This window comes from Microbacterium sp. NPDC057741 (assembly GCF_042798735.1).
GTDB lineage: Bacteria > Actinomycetota > Actinomycetes > Actinomycetales > Microbacteriaceae > Microbacterium.
In genome coordinates, this window is sequence record NZ_JBHVJW010000001.1 from 1,179,937 (window position 1) to 1,200,684 (window position 20,748).

Annotated in this window: 16 protein-coding genes; 6 read left to right on the plus strand and 10 right to left on the minus strand. The window is 70.6% G+C overall.

The window, feature by feature from the left end:
* Positions 1-115 precede the first annotated feature (115 nt).
* Positions 116-1,516, plus strand: a complete 1,401-nt coding sequence (locus ACFVDO_RS05670) for a zinc-dependent metalloprotease (protein ID WP_378856953.1) — start codon at positions 116-118, stop codon at positions 1,514-1,516.
* A 1,099-nt stretch (positions 1,517-2,615) separates the two neighbouring features.
* Here ACFVDO_RS05670 and ACFVDO_RS05675 read toward each other — a convergent pair.
* Both ACFVDO_RS05675 and nudC read right to left on the minus strand, forming a co-directional pair.
* Positions 2,616-4,337, minus strand: coding sequence for an ATP-dependent helicase (locus ACFVDO_RS05675; RefSeq protein WP_378856955.1), 1,722 nt, complete (start codon positions 4,335-4,337; stop codon positions 2,616-2,618).
* Complete coding sequence (gene nudC, locus ACFVDO_RS05680) at positions 4,334-5,278, minus strand: NAD(+) diphosphatase (RefSeq protein ID WP_378856957.1); 945 nt, start codon at positions 5,276-5,278, stop codon at positions 4,334-4,336. Before nudC ends, ACFVDO_RS05675 begins: the two co-directional genes overlap by 4 nt.
* Positions 5,279-5,396: 118 nt before the next feature.
* On the opposite strand from nudC, the gene ACFVDO_RS05685 reads away from it, so the two are divergent.
* Entirely contained in the window at positions 5,397-6,749 is a 1,353-nt protein-coding gene (locus ACFVDO_RS05685) for a hypothetical protein (RefSeq protein ID WP_378856959.1), read from the plus strand.
* Here ACFVDO_RS05685 and ACFVDO_RS05690 read toward each other — a convergent pair.
* Positions 6,695-10,117 (minus strand): UvrD-helicase domain-containing protein, encoded by a 3,423-nt coding sequence (locus ACFVDO_RS05690; RefSeq protein WP_378856961.1) that lies wholly within the window; start codon positions 10,115-10,117, stop codon positions 6,695-6,697. The genes ACFVDO_RS05685 and ACFVDO_RS05690 overlap by 55 nt on opposite strands.
* Entirely contained in the window at positions 10,114-13,371 is a 3,258-nt protein-coding gene (locus ACFVDO_RS05695; protein ID WP_378856963.1) for an ATP-dependent helicase, read from the minus strand. Before ACFVDO_RS05695 ends, ACFVDO_RS05690 begins: the two co-directional genes overlap by 4 nt.
* Before the next feature lie 151 nt (positions 13,372-13,522).
* On the opposite strand from ACFVDO_RS05695, the gene ACFVDO_RS05700 reads away from it, so the two are divergent.
* From ACFVDO_RS05700 to ACFVDO_RS05710, 3 genes are read left to right on the plus strand one after another with little or no spacing between them, the layout of a single operon-like run.
* Positions 13,523-13,747, plus strand: a complete 225-nt coding sequence (locus ACFVDO_RS05700; protein WP_378856965.1) for a DUF3107 domain-containing protein — start codon at positions 13,523-13,525, stop codon at positions 13,745-13,747.
* 1 nt (position 13,748) lies between these two features.
* Positions 13,749-14,036, plus strand: coding sequence for a hypothetical protein (locus ACFVDO_RS05705; RefSeq protein WP_378856967.1), 288 nt, complete (start codon positions 13,749-13,751; stop codon positions 14,034-14,036).
* A 49-nt stretch (positions 14,037-14,085) separates the two neighbouring features.
* Positions 14,086-14,532: a hypothetical protein gene (locus ACFVDO_RS05710; RefSeq protein WP_378856969.1), complete on the plus strand. Its 447-nt coding sequence runs from the start codon at positions 14,086-14,088 to the stop codon at positions 14,530-14,532.
* Positions 14,533-14,534: 2 nt separating this feature from the next.
* Here ACFVDO_RS05710 and ACFVDO_RS05715 read toward each other — a convergent pair whose 3' ends face one another.
* The 4 genes from ACFVDO_RS05715 to ACFVDO_RS05730 form a co-directional block, all read right to left on the minus strand.
* Positions 14,535-14,966, minus strand: a complete 432-nt coding sequence (locus tag ACFVDO_RS05715; protein WP_378856971.1) for a hypothetical protein — start codon at positions 14,964-14,966, stop codon at positions 14,535-14,537.
* A gap of 138 nt (positions 14,967-15,104) precedes the next feature.
* Entirely contained in the window at positions 15,105-15,818 is a 714-nt protein-coding gene (locus ACFVDO_RS05720; protein ID WP_378856973.1) for a ferritin-like fold-containing protein, read from the minus strand.
* Positions 15,819-15,859: 41 nt separating this feature from the next.
* Positions 15,860-16,504, minus strand: a complete 645-nt coding sequence (locus ACFVDO_RS05725; protein WP_378856975.1) for a hypothetical protein — start codon at positions 16,502-16,504, stop codon at positions 15,860-15,862.
* Positions 16,501-16,968, minus strand: a complete 468-nt coding sequence (locus ACFVDO_RS05730; RefSeq protein WP_378856977.1) for a hypothetical protein — start codon at positions 16,966-16,968, stop codon at positions 16,501-16,503. The genes ACFVDO_RS05725 and ACFVDO_RS05730 overlap by 4 nt, the downstream gene beginning before the upstream one ends.
* A 199-nt stretch (positions 16,969-17,167) precedes the next feature.
* On the opposite strand from ACFVDO_RS05730, the gene ACFVDO_RS05735 reads away from it, so the two are divergent.
* Positions 17,168-18,679 carry a DEAD/DEAH box helicase gene (locus tag ACFVDO_RS05735; RefSeq protein ID WP_378856979.1) on the plus strand — a complete coding sequence of 504 codons (1,512 nt, stop codon included), beginning with the start codon at positions 17,168-17,170 and terminating at the stop codon, positions 18,677-18,679.
* A gap of 23 nt (positions 18,680-18,702) precedes the next feature.
* Here the strand turns inward: ACFVDO_RS05735 and ACFVDO_RS05740 are convergent, their stop codons facing one another.
* Both ACFVDO_RS05740 and ACFVDO_RS05745 read right to left on the minus strand, forming a co-directional pair.
* The gene (locus ACFVDO_RS05740; protein ID WP_378856981.1) at positions 18,703-19,602 is read right to left on the minus strand and encodes a DUF817 domain-containing protein; all 900 of its coding nucleotides are present in this window, start codon (positions 19,600-19,602) and stop codon (positions 18,703-18,705) included.
* 223 nt (positions 19,603-19,825) lie between these two features.
* Positions 19,826-20,701, minus strand: coding sequence for a PHP domain-containing protein (locus ACFVDO_RS05745; RefSeq protein ID WP_378856983.1), 876 nt, complete (start codon positions 20,699-20,701; stop codon positions 19,826-19,828).
* Between the last annotated feature and the right edge of the window lie 47 nt (positions 20,702-20,748).

A 20,748-nucleotide genomic window follows, 5' to 3' on the forward strand; every position in this document is an offset into this window, starting at 1 on the left:
GGGCGACCTCCGACGTTCGCGAGCGGCGTACAGGGATCCGCGTGCGTCCGGGGCATGCGCAGAAACCTGTGACTAGCGTAGAGGTCACAGGCTTTCCGCGTGCTGAGAGGGCGACATGAGCGACGACCGACCCGACCCGTCCGACTTCGAGGAGTTTCTGCGCCGGATGATGTCCGGCGAGGGAATCGACCCGGACGCGCTGCGTGATGCCATGGGCGGCATGAACGGCTTCGAGATCGACCCTGCCCAGATGCAGGCGATCTTCGCCCAGATGCAGGGCGCGTTCGGCGGCGACCCGTGGGAGAGCACGAAGCGCCAGGCGCTGCACATCGCCAACCAGGACGGGCAGGGCATCACCGACGGCTCCCGCAGCTCGCTGGCGGATGCCTTCGCGCTGGCCGATCTGTGGCTGAGCGAGGCCACGACCCTGTCGGAGCTGTCCGCCCCGCCGCGGGCGATGACCCGCGGCGAGTGGGTCGAGCAGACGCTTCCGGTGTGGAAGGAGATCGCCGGTCCGGTGTCCACGAGCATCGCCGACGCGCTGATGCAGGCTCTGGGCTCGCAGGCGCCGGATGAGATGCAGGGCGCGCTCCAGGGTGCGGGCCAGCTGATGCGGGGCCTGGGTGCCTCGGTGTTCGCGATGCAGTTCGGCAAGGTGCTCGGTGACCTGTCGCTCGAGGTCGTCTCCGGCGGCGACGTCGGCATCCCGGTGCTGCCCGCGGGTACCGCCGCTGTGATCCCGCAGAACATCGCCGCCTTCGGCGAGGGACTGGAGATCCCCGAGGACCAGATCGCGCTGTACCTCGCCGTGCGCGAGCTCGCCTACGCGCGGCTGTACCGGCACGCGAAGTGGCTGCATCTGCACCTGATGTCGCAGATCACCGAGTTCGCGCGCGGAGTCGAGGTCGACGTGGACGCGCTGCAGGATGTCGCGGAGCGGCTCGATCCCTCGAACCCCGAGGAGCTGCGAGCCGCGATCGAGGGCGGTGCGCTGCTGCCGGCCCAGTCCGAGGCGCAGCGCGAGGCGCTGACCCGCCTGGAGAACGTCGTGGCGACGATCGACGGCTGGGTGGATGTCGTGACCACCGAGGCGATCTCACGCCTTCCCGACGGAGTCCGGCTCGCCGAGGCGGCTCGTCGCCGCCGCGCCGTGGGCGGTCCCGCCGAGGACGCGCTGGGCGCGCTGGTCGGGCTCAAACTGCGCCCGCGCCGCCTTCGCGAGGCGTCCGCCATGTGGCGAGCCGTGACGGATGCGGTGGGCGTCAAGGCCCGCGACGCGCTCTGGGACTACCCCGACTTGATGCCTCAGGCCTCGGACATCGACGACCCGGCCGCGCTGATCGCCCGACTGCAGGCCGGCGAGCGCGGCGAGGCGCCGGCCGCCGACGAATTCGACGAGGCTCTCGCCCGCCTCCTCGACGGCGACGACTTCGGCGGCTCCCCCTCCGAGGACCAGTCCCCCGATTCTTCAGAGTCCCCCGACGAGGACCACCCCGACGACCCCCGCCCGGTCTGACCTTCACATCCCCTCACACTCCCCGCCCCGATATCCACCTCCGCCGCGTCGCGCCGCCCCAGAAACTTGAGCGGGAAGGGGCGTTCCCGGAACGAGCATTGGGAGGGGCCGCCTGCTGGCGCGGGCTTGCCCGCGCCCAGCAGGCGGAGGGCCCCACTCTGCGAGTGCAGGGAACGCCCCTTCCCGCGACCCACCCCACTCTGCAAGCGCAGGGAACACCCCATCCCGCGACCCACCCCACTCTGCGAGCGCAGGGAACACCCCATCCCGCGACCCACCCCACTCTGCGAGTGCGGGGAACATCTCCTCCCGCGACCCCTCCCACGAACCACTTGTCCACAGGTCCGAAGTTCACGCCCCACAACGTCGGTGCCCCCGGCCATGATCGTCCTCATGAGCCCGCTCAGCCCGACGACGATCACACGCCTCGATCCTCGGTACCCCCTGCTGTGGCGCGACTCCGACACCATCCAGTTCGGTCTCGAGAACATCGTTCACGTCGACGCCACAGACTCGTGGGTCGAGCCGCTCCTGGCCCGGCTCGGCTCCGGCATCAGGATGTCGTCCTTCGACGTCGTCGCGCACGCCGTCGGCGCCCCGCGTCAGGACGCGCGCGACCTTCTCACTCTGCTGCGCCCCGTGCTGCGCGAGGACCCTCCGGCGGCGCCGAGGTTCTGGGTCGAGGGCGTGAACGTCGCGGACGACCGCGCCCTCCCCCGGATGGCCGAGTGCCTGCGTGAGGAGGGTCTGGATCGAGGCAGCCGTCACGACCCGGATGATGTCGGGGTGATCGTCGTCGAGGGCGCGGCATCCGCTCTGCAGTTCGCGAGCTATCTGCGCGATGACGTGTCGCACCTGCCGGTGGCGTTCGAGGCCGCCGCCGCCACGATCGGACCGCTGGTCCGCCCTGGCGAGACGCCCTGCCTCGTCTGCCGCGATGAGCACGAGAGCCGGCGCGACCCCGCCTGGCCGCGGCTGCACACTCAGCTGATCGGGCGTCCGGTCGGCACGATCTCGTCAGCGAGGCTCGCGCAGGCGGCGTCGCTGGTTGCCCGCATCTTGCGCACGCCGGTCGCCGAGGCGGGCCTGAGCGCGAGGGTCAGCCCCGACGGACGGATCGCATGGCACTCGGTGCGATTTCACGAAGGATGCCTGTGCCGCGACCTGTCGTCCCGATCTCTGCCAGGAATCGCGACGGCGCCCGTTCCCCTCGTCCCGCGGTCCGCGCCCACGAGAGCGAGAGCGTACGCGCGGCCCGCGTGAGGCCGACGTAGGCGAGGCGGCGCTCCTCGTCGACCTGCTCGAAGGTGGTGGCGTAGGCGATCGGAAGCGCACCCTCGGTCCATCCCGCCAGGTGCACGTGCGGCCATTCCAGACCCTTCGCGGCGTGCAGGGTCGACAGCGTCACCGTGCGCAGTTCGGGCTCGTGCTGGTCCTTCGCCCTCGCGGTCAGCGTCTCGGCGAAGCTGCGCAGCGTGGCATCCGCCGGCGCCTCCTCGGCGAGCCGCAGGATCGCGCGCCTGGCCTCCCAGGCGTCGCGCTGCGCGCCACCGGCCTGCGGCGGTTCCTCGGTCAGCCCGAGGTTGCGCAGCACGTCGCGCACGGTGGGCAGGAATCCGGCGAGAGCCGGGGCGACGGCCGCGGCGCGCAGCGCGAGCACGGCCTGGCGCACCTCCGGCATGTCGAAGAACCGGGTGCCTCCGAGCACGGTGGTGGGGATGCCCTGCGCGGCCAGCGCCTGCTGCAGCGGCGCGGACTGCGCGTGCGCCCGATACAGCACGGCGATGTCGGCGGGTGAGGCTCCGGCCTGGATGCGGGCGGCGATCGCTGCGGCGACGCCGGCGGCTTCCTCGGTCTCGGTGTCGAAGGCGGTGACCGTCGGAGCCTCGGCGGTGAACGTCTCCCGCGCAGGCGTCAACGCGAGCGCACCGGGGCGACCCTTCATCAGCGCGTTCGCGACGGCGAGGATCGGCGCCTGCGAGCGGTAGTTGGTCTCCAGACGCACGACCGTCGCATCGGGGTGGCGACGCTCGAACTCGAGCAGGTACCGCTGCTGCGCACCCGCGAAGGAGTAGATCGTCTGGCTGGCGTCGCCGACCACGCAGATGTCGTGCCGATCCCCCAGCCAGAGCTCGAGAAGCCGGTTCTGCAGCGGCGAGACGTCCTGGTACTCGTCGACCGTGAAGTGGCGGTACTGCTCGTGCACGGCTGCGGCGACGCGCGGCTCGGCTTCGATCATGCCGGCGCAGGCGAGAAGCACATCCTCGAAGTCGAGCTGGCGGCGCTCGTCCTTGATCCGCTCGTAGGCGTGCATCAGTGCGCTGAGACGCTCGGCGTCGACGCCGGTGACGGTTCGGCCTAGCTCGACGTACCTGTCGACCGAGATCATCGAGACCTTGCGCCACTCGATCTCCGCGGCGATGTCGCGCAGGGTGGCGGTGCTGGGACGGATCCGCAGCTCGTCGGCGGCCTGCCCGAGCATGCGCACCTTGTTGTTCACGATCGACGGGGCGCTGTCGCCCGCCAAGGTGGGCCAGAAGAAGTTCAGTTGCGCGAGGGCCGCGGCGTGGAAGGTGCGCGCGGCGACCCCCTCGATGCCGAGCGCGCGAAGGCGCCCGCGCAGCTCACCGGCGGCCTTCGCGGTGAACGTCACCGCCATCACGCGGCCCGGCGAGTACGCGCCGGTGTCGACGCCGTGGGCGATGCGGTGGGTGATCACGCGGGTCTTGCCGGTGCCGGCTCCGGCGAGCACCGCCACGGGCCCGCGCAGCACGGATGCGGCCTCTCGCTGCCTTTCGTCGAGAGCGTCGAGTGCGCTCACAACCCGGTCCCTGAGCGAGCGAAGCGAGACGAAGGGCGCTCCTCGAACCAGTCGACGATGAGCGCCCGTGCGATGGACGACGGGCTCGGCAGGCCGACCGGCCCCTCGCCGCGCAGCGCGGTCGCGATCTCTGGGCGGGTCAGCCAGCGCACTGCGACGATCTCCTCGCCGTCGGCGACGGCGTGCTCGTCCAGCGCCGTCGCGCGGAAGCCCAGCATGAGCGAGCGCGGGTACGGCCAGGGCTGGGACGACAGGTAGCGCACGTCCTTCAGACGCACGCCGGCCTCTTCGAAGATCTCGCGGTGCACGGTGGTCTCGAGCGACTCGCCCGCCTCGAGGAACCCGGCGAAGGTGGAGTACATCCGGCCCTGCCAGTTCGCATTCGCGCCGAGCAGCAGACGCTCGCCGTCCGCGCTCTCGATCGCGACGATCACCGCCGGGTCCGTGCGCGGGAAGTGCTCGCGTCCGCAGGACGGGCAGTGCCGCGACCAGCCGGCCTGGCGCAGCTCGGTCTCCGAGCCGCAGGCCGGGCAGAACCGGAAGCCGGTCAACCAGTCGGCGAGGGCGACGGCCTCGATCAGGAGTTCCGCCTCGACCCCGGCGAGCACCCCGCCGGCGTCACGCACTCCCGACCAGACGGCGGAGTCGACAGGCGCGGGGTCGGCGGGCACGGCATCCAGGGTCACGGTGTCGGCCGGGGCGTCCTCCACCACGGCGAGCAGCACCGGCGTGCCGTCCGGGTCGCGGCCGAGCAGAGCCCAGTCCCGTGCGCCGACGACGTCCGCGGGCGCGACGCGCAGCAGCGCGGCATCCGTCACGCGCGCGCGCCGGTCGTGGGCGACGATCACGCGCGTCAAGGCATCCGCTCGCAGGCGGTCGAGGATGCCCGGTTCGGTTCGAAGCTCTCCGGCGCGGTCGAGGAGGCCCGGTTCGACGATCATGTGGTCCCTCTCATCCCCGGATTCTGCACGGCGGCAGCGGTGCGCCTGAACGGCGGCCTGTGCCCGATCGGGCGTGGCGTGGGCGTCAGGCCCCTGATGCCGACCTAACCTGGAGGGCATGGCACGCTCTCCTTTCACTCTAGTGGCGGCGGTCACAGCTGCACTGCCCGGGGCGGAGGTCACCGGCGCCCGTCCCCTCACCGCCGGCGGAGACGGACGGTTCGACTCGGCCGTGGCCACTCTGGCCGACGGTCGTGAGCTGACGATCCGGGTCGCGGACGACGAGGACAGCGCGCGCGAGCTCGCCGCCGAGGCGATCGCGCTGCGCGCCCTGACCGCCGGTGCTCGCGAGATGCTGCCCTTCCAGGCCCCGGAGTACATCGGCGAGACGCGCATCGGCGACGGCCGCGCGCTGGTCACCGGCCTGCTGCCCGGCTTCCAGATCGAGGCCTCGGAGGTTCCTGCCGGCCGCGGTGCCGCCTGGTCCGTCGGAGAGGCGATCGCGGCGACGCACGCGCTGCCCGCATCCGTCGTGCGAGGCGGCGGGCTCACGGCCCGCGACGCCGCCGAGGCCCGCGAGGAAGTGCGCCGGCTGGTCGAGCGCGCCACCGCGACCGGACGAGTGCCCGCCCGCCTCGGCAGCCGCTGGCGCCAGGCCGTGGACGACGACGACCTGTGGCGCTTCGAGGCGACCGTGACCCTCGGTGGTGTGCAGGCCGACTCGTTCCTGTTCGAGGACGACCCGGAGCTCGGCCCGCAGGTGGTGGGCCTGGTCGGATGGCACGGCCTCTCGCTCGGAGACCCCGCCGTGGACCTCGCGTGGCTGTCGGGGGCGAAGGATGCCGCCGACGACGTGCACGACGCGTACGGACGCTCCTCGGCGCACGCGGTGGACTCCGCGCTGCGCGTCCGCGCCCGGCTGCGCGCGGAGCTCGAGTTCGCGCGCTGGCTCGTGCACGGTGAGGCGATGCGCCGCACGGACATCATCGACGACGCCGCTGCACTGCTGGAGTCACTCGCCGAGGGCGTGCACGACGATCTGCGGGTGTCTGCGGGCGCGACCGCCGACGTCGATTCGGCCCTGGACGCAGCCGGTCGCCTGCCCCAGGTCCCGCCCGCGACCGTGGACACGTCGATGCAGACCGATGCGTACCGTCCCGAAGATCTCTGGCAGGCGGAGGCCGAGGAGGATGCCGCGGACGCGGTGTCCGAGCAGGAGGAGCCCCTCGCGACCGGGGAGGACGACTCCGGCCAGGAGACGCAGGATCTCGCCGATCTCGACGAACGCGCGGAAGCCGCCGGCATCACCGGCGTGCGCGGCTCGTCCGGCGATCACGGCACGGCGAAGGGTCCGAGCAGCACCGGCCGGCCGGCGGCGGCATCAGATGATGAGGGACTCGATTCGGCCGAGGAGGCTCAGCGTGCGGCGCGGGCCGCGCTCCAGCGCTGGACCAGCTCGACCTCGGAGTAGACCCGGTCACCGCGAATGATGAGGTCGTCGGCGACGTAGTACAGCGCGACGTCGATATCTTCGAGCGGCACCCCGAACCGGCGGTGATATGCCAGTCGGTACAGCGCGAGCTGCAGCATCCGGTCCTCCCGCTCGGCTACGGTGCGCGGCGCCTTGCCGGTCTTCCAGTCCACGATCTCGATGCGCCCGCCGCGGTCGGCGCGTTGATACACGGCGTCGAGCTTGCAGATCACGATGTGGCCGTCGTGCTCCGGCGACCCGCCGAGCGCGAAATCGATCTCGATCTCCACGGCGATCGGCGCGAGTCCACCCCATTCGCTGCGCTCGAAGATCTCCTGCAGACGGCCAAGGTCGGCGGCATCCACCTCGGAGACGTCCTGCGCGTCGGGCGCGTCGTCGTCGATCTCCCAGAGCCCGTCGTCGATGCGCGGCCCGGTGCCGACGAGTTCCGAACGCTGCTCGACCCAGGCGTGGAACAGCGTGCCGAGCCTGGTCTGCCGGTAGGGCCGCTCCGGCATCGGACGGATGATCGACCCGAGAGTGCCCTCGAAATCGGTGACGTAGTCCTTGAAACGCGATGCCGGAACGCGGGTCGGGACGGACGCGTCTGTGCCGCGCTGCCGCGCCTCGCGCTCTGCCAGCAGCCGGATCAGCTCGGGCGCGGCATCCGGAAGCGGCGCCGTCTGCGCGGCGCGCACCTCGTCTGCGGCGAGCACCACGCGCTCGCGCCTGGCGCCGAGCGGATCGAGCGGCCAGCTCGCCGTCATGCCCGGTCCGTCGTAGGGGTTCTCGTCGGGGTCGATCTGCCCGATCCCCTCCACGCCCAACACATCGAACGCTTCGAGCAGGTACGGGCTCGGCGTGCGCGGCTTCTTCTGCCCCGCCCAGTGCGCGCCGGTCAGCAGCAGGTCGCTGCGCGCCCGGGTCACGGCGACGTATGCGAGCCGGCGCTCCTCCTGTTTCTGGTGCTCGGAGTATGCCGCCTTGAACCGGGTGAGCGCGCCGGGGTTCTTCCCACCACCGGACAGCGAGGCCTGGCCCGCCTTCTGACGCTTGGCCGGATCGTCGCCCACGGCGTCCATCGCCGCCTGCGGATCCCATTCGAAGCGGGGCAAAGCCGCGGCGTCTCCGCGCAGCGCGAACGGCACAGCGCCGAAGCCGAACCACCCGGCGGTGTCGGTCGGGCGGGAGGGCAGCTCCTCCTCGACCAGCCGCACCACGGCGACGGCATCCCATTCCAGCCCCTTCGAGCCGTGGATCGTGAGGAGCTGCACGACGCCGGGCTCAGGCGGTTCGGGCCGCGGCATCAGTTCGTCGGTGAGCTCGGCCTTGTCGAGCCAGGCCAGCAGGCTGCCGATCGTGCCGCGCTCGTCGGCCGCGAGGAAAGCGCGCACCTCGTCGGCGAAGGCGCGCAGCTGCGTGGTGGCGACGCGCGCAGGTCCTCGGGTCTCGTTGACGGCCAGCTCGATGTCGAGACGAAGCTCGAACTCGATCAGCCGGATCAGCTCGGGCAGCGGCTGGGCGACCGCGCGGCGCAGCCGCTCCAGCATCTCTCCTGCCGCGCGGATGCGTGCACGTCCGTCCGGAGTGATCCCGTCGATCAGGCGGTAGTCGTCACGCATGCCGCGCACCACGTCGACGGCGTCGACGATCGAGACAGCCTCGTCAGCGCCGTGCGAGGAGCGCAGACGCGTCTTCACGTCGTCGGGCAGGGGCATCAGCGCGCTGTCGCGCTTCGCGATCTCGGATGCCAGGTCGTAGAGTCCCGCCATGTCGGCGACGCCGACGCCGAACCGCGGTCCGGTGAGCAGGCGGATCAGCGCCGATCCCGCGGTGGGATCGTGGATGACGCGCAGCGTCGAGACCACGTCGACCACTTCGGGCGTGTTCAGCAGTCCGCCGAGTCCGAGGATGCGATGCGGGATGCCGGCCGCGGCGAGCGCCCCGGCGAAGGTCTGCATGTGCCGCTTGGAGCGGAACAGGATCGCGCCCGTGTGCGGGCTGCTCCCCCGGTGCGCAGCCCTCCGCGACGCGAACCAGTCGGCCACGTCGCGAGCCTCGTCGTCGACGGTGAACGCGAAGCGGGTGTCGACGGTGCCGGCTCCGGCTCCGGGCCGCGGCTCCAGCGGCGGAACGTCCAGGCCGGGGCGCTGCAACGGCTCGAGAACCCGGTTCGCGACGTCGAGGATGCCGGAGTCGTTGCGCCAGCTGGTCATCAGGCTGTACGTCTGCGCGGGCTGCTCGTGGGCGAAGGACCCCGAGAACGCGTACAGGTTGTCGGCGCTCGCGCCGCGCCATCCGTAGATCGACTGATGCGGGTCACCCACGGCCATCACCGCGGAGTCGCGGAACAGCTCCGCGAGGAACCGGGTCTGGATGACCGAGGTGTCCTGGTACTCGTCGAGCAGCACCACGCGGTGCTGCTCGCGCAGCTCGGCGCGCACGTCGGGAGCGGACTCGATGATGTCGTAGGCTCCGGAGACCTGGTCGGCGAAGTCGAGCACCCCGCGGCGCTCCTTCTCGGAGATGTAGTCGCGCACCAGGGCGGCGAGCACCGGCAGCGCCTCGAGGTTGGCCGCGGCCTTCTCCACGTCTCCGTTGCTGCGGAAGGGCGCGAAGGCACGGGCCTGGTCCGTGGCGATCCGCACGGCGCGGTCGAGGTCGACGCGGTGGTCGAGCGTGTCGCCGGCGAGGGACTGCACCGCGTCGACGACGCCGGTGAGCGAGCGGTCGATGAGTTCCAGTCCAGGCAGGTCGGAGCGCAGCACCACGTCGCGGGCGAGGATCCAGGATGCCGCCTGGCTGAGCATGGCCACATCGGGGTCGCGCCCGATCCGGGCGGCGTGCTCGCGGACGATGCCGTCGGCGAATGCGTTGTAGGTCGACACCCGTGGTCGGATCATCAGGTCCTCCGCCGCGGCCGGCGCCGCTTCGGTGCCGTACCGCGCCGCGAGCTCGTCGAGAACGTGCGAGCGGACCAGGTCGCGCTGCCTGCCGGGAGCTGCTTCGTCGACTCGGCGCAGGGCGCCGGACGCGACGATCTCGGGGACGTGCGGCAGCAGGCCGCGGCGACCGTACTCGTCGATCATGGCCAGTCGTGCGGCGATGCGCTCGGAGAGCTCACCGGCCGCCTTGCGGGTGAAGGTGAGCCCGAGGATCTCGTCCCGGCGGACGTGCCCGTTCGCGACCAGCCAGACCACCCGTCCGGACATGGTCTCGGTCTTGCCGCTGCCCGCGCCCGCGACGACGAGCGCCGGCGTGGGCGGAGCCTCGATCACGCGCTGCTGCGCCGCGGTCGGCGATGGCAGCCCGAGTGCAGCGGCGACATCGGTCGCGGAGATCTGCAGCGATCCGGTCCAGGTACTCATGCGCTCACCGCCGGCACGGTGTGGATACGGCAGGGCTGCACGCGCCACTGCGTGTCGGCGCAGTGCGCCTCGACCTGTGCGGTGAAACTGCTGGCCGACATGCCGCGCGCGGCCTCGGCGACCCGGCGCAGGAATTCGTCGCGTGCCTCGCCGTCGAGCGTGTGCTGGTGGGCGACGCGGTAGTCGCTCTTCGACAGGGTCTTCGCGACGAGCACCAGGCGTGCGCCGGCCAGGGACTCCGGGGCAGCGCCCTCGATGAGGCCCTGCTGCACGGCGAGCTGATAGGCCGAGAGCTGCGCGTGCTCGATGACCTTGTCGTCGCTCTCCGGCTCGTACTTGCCGGTCTTCAGGTCGACCACGACCACCCTCTCATCTGCGGCGGTCATCGCCTGCCAGCCTCGTCCGCGCGCGGCGGAGTGCTCGCCGGTGCCGGCCGGATATGCCTCCACGCGGTCGATGTACCCGTGGATGATCGCCTGATGTGCGGTGTCCTCGCCGACCGGATGCACTGTGGGGCGTCCTTCGTCTCGCTCTTCGGATCCTGAGCGAGCGGAGCGAGACGAAGGGCGCTCAGGACCCGAGAGCTCCGGCACATCCACCGCGAACCGGAACTCCACCTCGCTGGCGAGGACGCGGCCGCCGTCACGCGTGACCGTGTCGAGATAGGAGTGCAGCCGGTCGACGTACTGCTCGGCCCGGCGACGCTCCTTGCGCCCGATCCACTCGGTCTCGAAGTCGAGCTCGGGCCAGCGCGCGGCGACCACCTCCCGCATCCGTTCGAGATCCCCGTCGGGTGCGGTCTCCATCGCGGCGTGCACGATGGTGCCGATGCCCGCCGAAGGCGGCATCACGGTGTCTCCGCCCAGCGCCGACACGGCCCAGTTCAGGCCGCACTCCTCGAAGGACTCCATGCGCGACGGCGACACCCGGGCGGCTTCGACCGTGAGATCGTGCAGCGGCGCCTCGCTCGACGACGACGTCACGCCGTACCATTCCGCAGGTTCCGCGCCCGGCACGCCCTCGCGGGCGAGCACGGCGAGCTGCCCCGCCGCCTCCGCGCGCGCGGCGAGCGAGGTCGTCGTGGTCAGCGTGCGCCGGTGCCGGGCGACCATTCCTCGCAGCGTGAGCGGATGCTCGGCCGACGGGTGCCGCTCCGGCGGCTCGGGCTGCGGCAGGAAGCCGAAGAACGGGCTCGGCGTCGCGTCATCGTCATCGACCGCCGTGATCAGCAGACGGCTGCGCGCCCGCGACACGGCTCGCACGAACAGTCGGAGCTCGTCGTGCAGGGCGCCGCGGCGCCGGTCGAGGATGCCGGGGACGGCGACCTCGACGCCGGTGCGTGCGGCGGCGATCGCGTCGGCGAGTCGCCAGGTCTGCAGCATCCCGCCGCGCAGCCGGACGTTCGGCCAGACGCCGTCCTGCACGCCGGCGATCACCACGGCATCGAACTCGGCACCCAGCGCGGTCGCCGGCGTCAGCAGAGTGACCCGGCCGGGACGCTCGGGCGAAGAGAGCGTGTCCTCCGGCACCTCGCTGCCGAGGATGTCGTCGACGAACTTGCGCGGCTTCTCGTTCGGCGTGCGCTCGACGAACCTCTTGGCCGCGTCGAACAGCGCCACCAGGGCATCCAGCGCGCGTGCCGTCTCGCCACCGGTGGGCTGCATCGCGTTCTCGCGCCAGGCGTACTGCAGCTTGCGCCCGTCGACCGAGCGCGCACCGTCCCACGCGCGCCAGAGCAGATCGTGGATGGTCTCGCCCGAGGCGGCGGCCGCCGTCATCTCCACGATCGTGTCGGCGAACCGAGCCGCGGCCCTGGCCTCGGCCGCGTCGATCAGGGTGAGATGCGCCGGGGTCGCCATCGCCTGACGCAGCAGCTCGCGCGCCGGGGTGTTGCCCTCCTGCTCGAGTTCCAGATGCCGCAGCCGGGCGCGCAGCCGGCGCAGCCCGATCGCGTCCATGCCGCCGAACGGCGAGCGCAGCGCCTCTTCGAGTTCCTGCGGAGTGCGCTCCTCCACCGGAGTGAGCGCGAGCCCGACGATGCCGACGATGTCTCGCACCACGGACTCGTCGCCGAGCGGTCGCTGCACGCCGGCCGCCCTGGTGGGGATCTCGCGGGCGGCGAGCTCGGTCTCGAGCTGTGCGACCTGGCGCGTGTCGTGCGCGATCACCGCCATCCGATCCCAGCCGATGCCGCCCGAGAGATGCCAGTCGCGCATCACTCCGGCGATGCGGTCGACCTCCTCGTAGGGCGAGGGCGCGATGAAGGTCGCGACCGCGGCATCCGTGTCGTCGACCGTGACGGGCGCGCGGCGGTGGTCGACGCGACCTGCCGCGCCGATCGCCTGCGTGACGGTGCGGGTGAGCGAGGTGAGCGCGGGCGTCTGCCGGTGCGGACCGTCGAGCACGTGCACGTCGCCGAGGTCGGCGGCGAGACGGGCGAACAGCTCAGGGCTCGCGCCGCGGAACGCACCGGAAGAGATGTCGGGGTCGCCGAAGGCCAGCACCGCGATGCCGCGCGAGCGCAGTGCGCCCACCATGGCGATGCCGCCGCGGGTGAGCTCCTGTGCGTCGTCGATCAGCACCACGCGCAGCGGTGCAAGCGGGCCGAGCGTGCCGGCATCCGCCAGGTGCAGGATGGCGGTCGCCTCGCTGAGCAGGTCGGCCGCGTCGCGGTGCGCTGAGCGCAGCTGCCCGAGCACGTCGTGGTACTGGTTGAGGAAGTCGCCCGCCGCCGCCCAGACATCGAAGCCCGAGTCACGCAGCTCGCCGGGCCCGATGCCGAGCTCGGTGCACTCGGCGAGGAACGCGCGCAGTTCGGAGCGGAAGCCCTTCGACGCCCGCACCGACGGCCCGAGCGCGTCGGGCCAGTGCACACGCTCGTCTTCGAGGTCGCCGGCGAGCAGCTCGGCGATGATGCGGTCCTGGTCGGCACCGGTCAGGAGCGCAGGCGGATCGTCGCCCGCGCGCACCATCGCACCGCGCACCAGCTGAAAGGCGAACGAGCCGACCGACCGCGCCAGCGGCCCCGGCGTCGCCTTGTCGATGCGCACGCCGATGCGGTCGCGCAGAGCGGTAGCCGCCTGGCGGCTGGGCGTGAGCACGAGCACCTGCTCCGGCTCGAGCCCGGAGCCCAGCAGGTGCACGACCCGGTCGATGAGCGCTGTCGTCTTGCCGGTTCCCGGCGCGCCGACGATGACTCCGGATGCCTCGGGTCCGGCCGTCACGACGGCCCGCTGCGCAGCATCCTCTGTCATGTCCTCGACACTATCGGCGCCTCCCGACATCGCCGACGCGAGCGGATGCCGGGGCGCTGTGCGCCCTCGGCGAAACCGGCCAGTACAGCGCGACCGGCGCCCCGACGTCGCGATAGAGTTGCGAGCACCCCAGCAAGTCAGAGGAGCACGCGTGGAAATCCGCATCGGCATCGTCAACACCGGCCGTGAACTGACATTCGAGACCAACGCCCCGGCCGACGAGGTGCGCAGCACCATCTCGGGTGCGCTCGAGCAGGGCACGACGCACTTCACCCTCACCGATGTGAAGGGCAACGACTACATCGTGCCGACCGCGAACCTCGCGTACATCGAGCTGGGCACCGAGGAGTCCCGCCGAGTCGGCTTCGTCGCCTGACATGTACATCCTGCTGGCACTGATCGCGTCCTGCGCGCTGGCGATCGGCCTGCACTTCCTGCTGCCGTACCGCCACCTGCGCGGCGTGGCGGTCACTCCCGCGATCGCCACGGCGTCGACCGGCGTGATCTACACGGCCATGCAGTGGGCGGGCATCTCCGAGGGCAACGGCTGGTTGTGGCTGGCGAGCATCGGCGGCGGGCTGCTGATCTCGGCGCTGGCCACGTACCTCATCGCCGTCGCGCGGCACGCGTCCGACCAGAAGACGCAGCAGGCGATCGGGGCCTGAGCTGGAGTCCCGCCGCACGCTCAGGTCGATCCGGGTGTGCTTGGTCGTCATGATCGTGGGTCTCGTGGTGAGCGGCGTGACCGCGTTCCCGCTACGCGAGGAGCTCGCGCTCGCCTCGGATGCCCTGCATCGGATGCCTGCGGCTGCGTGGTTCCCTGATGCCGTGTCGTGGGTTGATCGCGTCGCCGTCGCCCTCGAGACGAACGCGGACCGGTTCCCTTTCATCGCCTACGGCACGGACTGGCTGGCGTTCGCGCATCTGGTGATCGCGGTCGCGTTCATCGGTCCGCTGCGCGATCCGGTGCGCAACGTCTGGGTCATCCAGTGGGGCCTGATCGCGTGCCTCGGGATCCTCCCGCTGGCGCTGATCGCCGGCGGCATCCGCGGCATCCCGCTGGGCTGGCAGCTGATCGACATGTCGTTCGGGATCGTGGGCGCGGTGCCCCTGATAGTCGCGCTGCGGCTGACGTGGAAGCTCGAGCGTCTTCAGGTGTGAAATCAGTCGTCGCAGTGGGCGAGCACCATCGCCGAGAAGTCACCCGGCGTGAATGAGCGCAAAGCGAGATCAGGGTCGTCGAGGTCCTTTGCCAGCACCTTCCCCGGGCTGACTGCGGCCACGTCCTCCCTCTCGAAGCTGAATCCCGCTGCCGCACTGGTACTTGAATTCGTCCACCCATAGAGGCTGTATGTCACACGCGTGTCGAGTTGCTGCAGGCTCGCGAGCACGACTTGGCCGCTGTCGGTGATCGGGGAATCGAATTCGGCTCGGCCCACAGGCTGCCCGTCACCGCCCTTGGACGCGTACAAGGTCGCGCCGTCGACAGATTCCTCACACATCTGGACGATCGCACTCAGCGAATTGCTCTCCCCGCGTTGCAGCCCGACCCAGCCATGGACGGCCACCGAGCAGCTGGTCAGCACGAACAGCATCGTCACTGCCGAAACCGCGCGAGCCCATCTCCTGCCCATGGGTTGAGAATACGGGCGACTCCTCTGACGCTATCAGCGCACACAGCAAAGAGATTCGACCGTGACCCGCCGGCACCTCACCAAGAGCCCCGCACGCTGCTACGAGGCGAGCCCCATCGCGTCCATGCGGCGCGCGTGCGCGCCCATGAGCTCGGTGTAGACCGGTTCGATGCGCTGCTCGTCCTGCGCGAGTCGCTCCGGGCGCAGTGCACCGCGGCAGACGAGCAGGGTGTCGCCGACGAGACGACGCCCCCACATCGACAGCAGCGAGCGCCACTCCTCATCGCTCTCGATGGTCTGCTGGATGATGGCGACGATCTCGTGGCCGGCGTCGTCCTCGCGGAGGATCTCGGCGACCCGCTCACCTGTCTCGCCGTAGCTCGACGCCAGTGCGAGGTAGAAGTCGTCGAGCATGCCGGCGGTCAGGTAGACCGCGAGCAGCGTCTCCTCCTGTCGGGCACCGATCGTCATGCGCCGGAACGCGTCGAGGTTCTCGCGGAACGGCAGCATCAGCTCGGTGGGGTCCTCGCCGCGCTCGGTGATCACACGCACGATGCCGCGGTGCTTGTCGAGGGCGGCGCCGGCGGCGCGCGACAGGGCTTCCTTGCGCGCCAGTTCCGGCGTGGCCCGGATGCCGCGGGTCAGCGTCTCGAAGTACCCGAGCTGCAGGTACGCGGCCTGGCCCAGGAATCGACTCAGCTCCGGAGCGAGCTCGGCGAAGTCGACGCGCGTCGCGTCGCCCAGATCGCCCCGGCTGCGAACCGACAGGGTGCGACGGGGCTGGCGGCGCTTCTTCCAGAACCAGTTGACCACCCGCCCAGGTTACCGGGGCGGATGCCGGTCCCGATGCGCGTTCACCACTGCATCCGCTCGCTGCCGTCGGTGACGACGCGATCTCCATCGACGACGCTGCCGATACGGACGAGCAGCGCACGCATCTCCTTGCGCGTCATCCCCGCCCGCCATTGCACGCCCCGCTGCTTGATCGGCACGAATCGATACCGCGTTCCACCCACGAATTCGACGACCAGATCCGGATAGTAGAAGAAGCGGATCGCACGCTCGCTGCGGACTCGGCTGATGTCCGAGAGTGCCCGTTGCACGATCGGCGGCCGCGTCGCCCAATCATCCGAAGAGAGCTCCCGCACCTGCATCCCGACCTCGGTGAACGCGACGCTTCCCTGCCCGTACCCCTCGCGGTAGACGCTCTCCGCCGTCACCTCCTGGCCATCGACGAATGCCATGCCGACCGCCGCGCCGTTACGTTCCAGGAGTTCCGACGCGCGGTCGCGCACTCGCCTGTTCCGCCCGAAGATCATGCCGAGGATGGTCGCAATGCACACGGCACCGAATACCCCAACGAACACCCGCAGTGGTGACGGAGCGGAGAAGATCGTGACTGACCCGAGAACCAACAAGATCATCAAGGCCGCGAGATAGGCGCCGATATCCTGCATGTACAGCCGCGACAAGACGAGCTGCCCCTTGATCAGGTTCACTTCTGAGCTCCTCGCGGCGCGAGCCTGCCGCGTATGCGGCTGGCGTTGGCGGCCCCGAACAGCCAAAGCCAGGCGACCGCGGCCAGGATCGGTATCAACAGCCCGATGCCCGAGGAGATGATGCCGAGCCCGCTCGTCGGGACCACCGCGTGGCCGACGATGTTGATCCACAGCGCAAGCGGCGCCGCCGACGCGGCCGAGCTCAGCAGAACACACGCGATGACAGGCCGGCGACCCGCATCCGGTCCCCACTTTCGGATCAGGGCGACGATGAGCAGCGTCAGCAGGATGCCCACGATGAGCGCGACAACGCATCCCATCCACCGCGGAAGGAGGTAGTCAGGGATTCGGAACCACTCATCGCGAGCGCCGAAGATCGCAAAGACCTCCGGAATCAGCAGAAGGAGGGCCGCGGACCCGCCCAGCGCAGACACCGCGATCATGCTCCGCCAGTTCTCCTGCATGACCGGATGCTAGTGCCCGGCGATCGGCGGGGACAACGCTGATCTCGGGCATCGGTGCACCTCTCCGGTAGGCTGGTTCCCGTCCTGCCGGTGGAGCAGGGCCCCGCGCCTGAGATCAGAGACGGCGTGGATCCGTTTACGAGGCGACTCCCGGGGTGCGACGAAGCACAGCGCGATCGCCGGACAGGCAATGCATACCGTGACTTCTTTCGCCGATCTCGGCATCGATCAGGACATCGTCGACGCACTCGCTGCCAAGGGCATCGTGGACGCGTTCCCGATCCAGGAGCAGACCATCCCGCTCGGCCTTCCCGGCCAGGACATCATCGGCCAGGCCAAGACCGGCACCGGTAAGACCTTCGGCTTCGGCATCCCCGTGGTGCAGCGACTGGGCCTCGACCCGGAGCCGGGCGTGAAGGCGCTCATCGTGGTGCCGACCCGTGAACTGGCCGTGCAGGTCTACGAGGACATGGATCTGCTGACCTCGAACCGCTCCACGAGCGTCGTCGCCATCTACGGCGGCAAGGCCTATGAAGGTCAGATCGAGCAGCTCAAGGCCGGCGCGCAGATCGTGGTCGGCACCCCCGGCCGCCTGATCGACCTCGCCGGGCAGCGCCTGCTCGACCTGTCGAACGCCACCGAAGTCGTGCTCGACGAGGCCGACAAGATGCTCGACCTCGGCTTCCTCGCCGACATCGAGAAGATCTTCCAGAAGGTCCCCGCGACCCGGCACACGCAGCTGTTCTCGGCCACGATGCCTGGCCCGATCGTCGCCCTCGCGCGCCGGTTCATGACCAACCCGATCCACATCCGTGCGAATGACCCCGACGAGGGCCTCACGCAGGCGAACATCAAGCACCTGGTCTACCGCGCACATGCACTGGACAAGGACGAGGTCATCGCCCGCATCCTGCAGGCCGAGGGCCGCGGCAAGACCGTGATCTTCACCCGTACCAAGCGCGCCGCGCAGAAGCTGGTCGATGAGCTGAGCGACCGCGGGTTCAACGCCGCCGCCGTGCACGGCGACATGGGACAGGACCAGCGCGAGCGCTCGATGGCCGCGTTCAAGGCCGGCAAGAAGGACGTGATGGTCGCCACCGATGTGGCCGCCCGAGGAATCGACGTCAACGACGTCACGCACGTCATCAACCACACCATCCCCGACGAGGAGAAGACGTACCTGCACCGCGCGGGTCGCACCGGCCGCGCCGGCAAGACCGGCATCGCGGTCACGTTCGTCGACTGGGAGGACCTGCACAAGTGGGCCCTCATCAACCGCGCCCTCGAGTTCGGCCAGCCGGAGCCCGTCGAGACCTACTCGTCGAGCCCGCACCTCTACGAGGACCTGGACATCCCCGCCGGCACCAAGGGTCGTCTCGTCACCGCTCCGAAGGCCGAGAAGCCGGCCGGCGAGCGCAAGCAGCGTCAGCCGCAGAAGGCGGCGGATGCTGCCGCTGAGGGCACCAGCGAGGGCACCACGAAGCGTCGTCGCCGTCGCCGCCGGGCCACCGAGCCGGTCGGGTCGACGTTCGCCGAGGGCACGGATGCCGCAGAAGCGGCACCCGCCGCGACTGAGGGTGCCGACCGCGACGCCGAGGGCGCCGGCACCCACGACGGCGACACCACCGGTGAGCACCACGACGGCAAGCCCGCTCCGCAGCGTCGCCGTCGCCGTCGCCGTTCCGGCGGCGCTGCGCCCACCGGCGCCTGACCACGCATCTCGACGAAACGCCCTCAGCGCACGGCTGAGGGCGTTTCCTCATACTGCGACCGCTGCGCGCCCGCACGCTCGGGCACCCGCGGCGGATAGACCAGAGTGACCAGCACGACCGAGATGATCATCAGCTGGAACCACGAGGTGAGCTTGCTCGGCGACACGAGCTCCCACCCTCCGGCCTGATTCGGGTACGACCAGGCGCCGGCCCAGGTGCCGATGTTCTCCGCCGCGTAGATGAACACGGCGACGCCGGCGAACACCGCCAGCAGCGGCAGCCGCAGAGTCACCCGCCAGGATCGCGCGTACATCGTCGTCGGAATCCAGAGCACCACGACAGCGGCGATCAGCACCCAGCGAAGGTCGATCCAGAAGTGGTGCATGAAGAAGTTCGCGTAGATCGCGGCACCGAGCACCACGGTCATCCAGCGCCGCGGATACCGGGTGAACGCCAGGTCGAAAAGCCGGTGCACGCGCACCATGTACGACCCGACCGCGCCGTACATGAACCCGCTGAACAGTGGCACCGCTCCCAGGTGCAGGTACCCGCCCGCGGCGTACTCCCACGACCCGACGTCCGTCTTGAAAAGCTCCATGACAGTGCCGGTGATGTGGAAGATGACGATCACCCACAGCTCGCGACCGGTCTCGAGCCGGAACGTGATCATCACCACCTGGATCAGCACGGCCGCGACCGTCAGGGCGTCGTTGCGTGCGAGCAGGGCGTCATCGGGGTACCAGAGCCGCGCGGCGATGATCAGCACCAGCAGAGACGCCCCGAAGATGCACGCCCACGCCTGCTTCAGCAGGAACACCGCGAACTCGATCAGCCCGGCGCGGATGCCGCGGTGCGGAGCCCCCTGCAGCACGCGTCTCGCGACGACGTCGATCCGGCGTTCGAGAGAGGTGCCCCGCTGCATGGATGGAGGCTACGACGCGAAGCTCCGAGGTCGCCTGGGGCGCGCTCGCCCTGCGCCTCCGCTCGCGCATCGTGCTCGCGCTGCACATTTCCGCTCACGCGGCGCAGATCGGCGCCGCACGAGCCAGGAAGAGCAGCGCGGGCCTCCGATGACGCCAAGAACAGCAGCGCGAACAGATAACAGCAGCGCGAACGGCCTCGGCTGCGGAGAACAGGGCGCTGGGTCAGGCGGGGTACCGCGGCGCCGAGCCGGTGCCGCGATCGATCAGGCGGGCGATCATGCCCGCATCGGTGGTGTTCTCGCCGGGCCGGTTCGGTTTGCCGGCGCCGTGATAGTCGCTCGAGCCGGTGACGATCAGGTCGTGCCGTGCGGCGATGTCGCGCAGCATCCGCTTGCCCTCCTCGGTGTTCTCGCGGTGCTCGATCTCGAAGCCGGCGAGCCCGGCGTCGATCAGCCGCTCGATGAACGCGACAGGCATCATGCGGTCGCGCCCCGCGGTCGCGGGGTGGGCGATGATCGCCACTCCCCCGGCATCCGTGATCAGGCGGACCGCGGTGAGCGGGTCGGGCGCGTAGTGCGGCTCGTAGTACCCGGTGCGGGGATGCAGGACCCCCTCGAAGGCCTCTCCGCGGTCTGCGACGATGCCGCGCGCGATCAGCGCGTCGGCGATGTGCGGGCGCCCGATCGTGGCATCCCCCGCGGTCTGCGCCAGCACGTCGTCCCAGGTCAGGTCGTAGTCGCGCGAGATGTTCCGCACGATCCGCTCGGCACGGCCGATCCTGTCATCGCGGATGCGGTTCGTCTCCGCGACCAGCGCGGCATCCGTCGGGTCGAACAGATAGCCGAGCACGTGCACGCTGCGCCACTCGTGCTTCGACGAGAACTCCATGCCCGGGATGAAGGTCATGCCCAGGGCGACCGCCTGGTCGCCGGCCTCGTCCCATCCCGTCGTGCGGTCGTGATCGGTCAGCGCGGCCGTCCTCACCCCGTGCGCGTGCGCCTGACGGACCACCTCGGCCGGCGTCTCGGTGCCGTCGGAGTGATTCGAGTGCAGATGCAGGTCGCCAGGACCTGCGAACCGCGGGGCGCCGGTGGTCATCCTCCGAGCGTACTCACCCCCTGCAGTCAGGGGCGTCACAGACCGTG

Bases quoted from the DNA above. Each gene is read 5' to 3' on its own strand.
- ACFVDO_RS05710 (WP_378856969.1), top strand. From the start codon at position 14,086: ATGATCGTGGGTCTCGTGGTGAGCGGCGTGACCGCGTTCCCGCTACGC.
- ACFVDO_RS05715 (WP_378856971.1), bottom strand. From the start codon at position 14,966: ATGCTGTTCGTGCTGACCAGCTGCTCGGTGGCCGTCCATGGCTGGGTC.
- ACFVDO_RS05695 (WP_378856963.1), bottom strand. From the start codon at position 13,371: ATGACAGAGGATGCTGCGCAGCGGGCCGTCGTGACGGCCGGACCCGAG.
- ACFVDO_RS05670 (WP_378856953.1), top strand. From the start codon at position 116: ATGAGCGACGACCGACCCGACCCGTCCGACTTCGAGGAGTTTCTGCGC.
- nudC (WP_378856957.1), bottom strand. From the start codon at position 5,278: ATGATCGTCGAACCGGGCCTCCTCGACCGCGCCGGAGAGCTTCGAACC.
- ACFVDO_RS05740 (WP_378856981.1), bottom strand. From the start codon at position 19,602: ATGCAGCGGGGCACCTCTCTCGAACGCCGGATCGACGTCGTCGCGAGA.
- ACFVDO_RS05730 (WP_378856977.1), bottom strand. From the start codon at position 16,968: ATGCAGGAGAACTGGCGGAGCATGATCGCGGTGTCTGCGCTGGGCGGG.
- ACFVDO_RS05745 (WP_378856983.1), bottom strand. From the start codon at position 20,701: ATGACCACCGGCGCCCCGCGGTTCGCAGGTCCTGGCGACCTGCATCTG.
- ACFVDO_RS05705 (WP_378856967.1), top strand. From the start codon at position 13,749: ATGTACATCCTGCTGGCACTGATCGCGTCCTGCGCGCTGGCGATCGGC.
- ACFVDO_RS05685 (WP_378856959.1), top strand. From the start codon at position 5,397: ATGGCACGCTCTCCTTTCACTCTAGTGGCGGCGGTCACAGCTGCACTG.
- ACFVDO_RS05690 (WP_378856961.1), bottom strand. From the start codon at position 10,117: ATGAGTACCTGGACCGGATCGCTGCAGATCTCCGCGACCGATGTCGCC.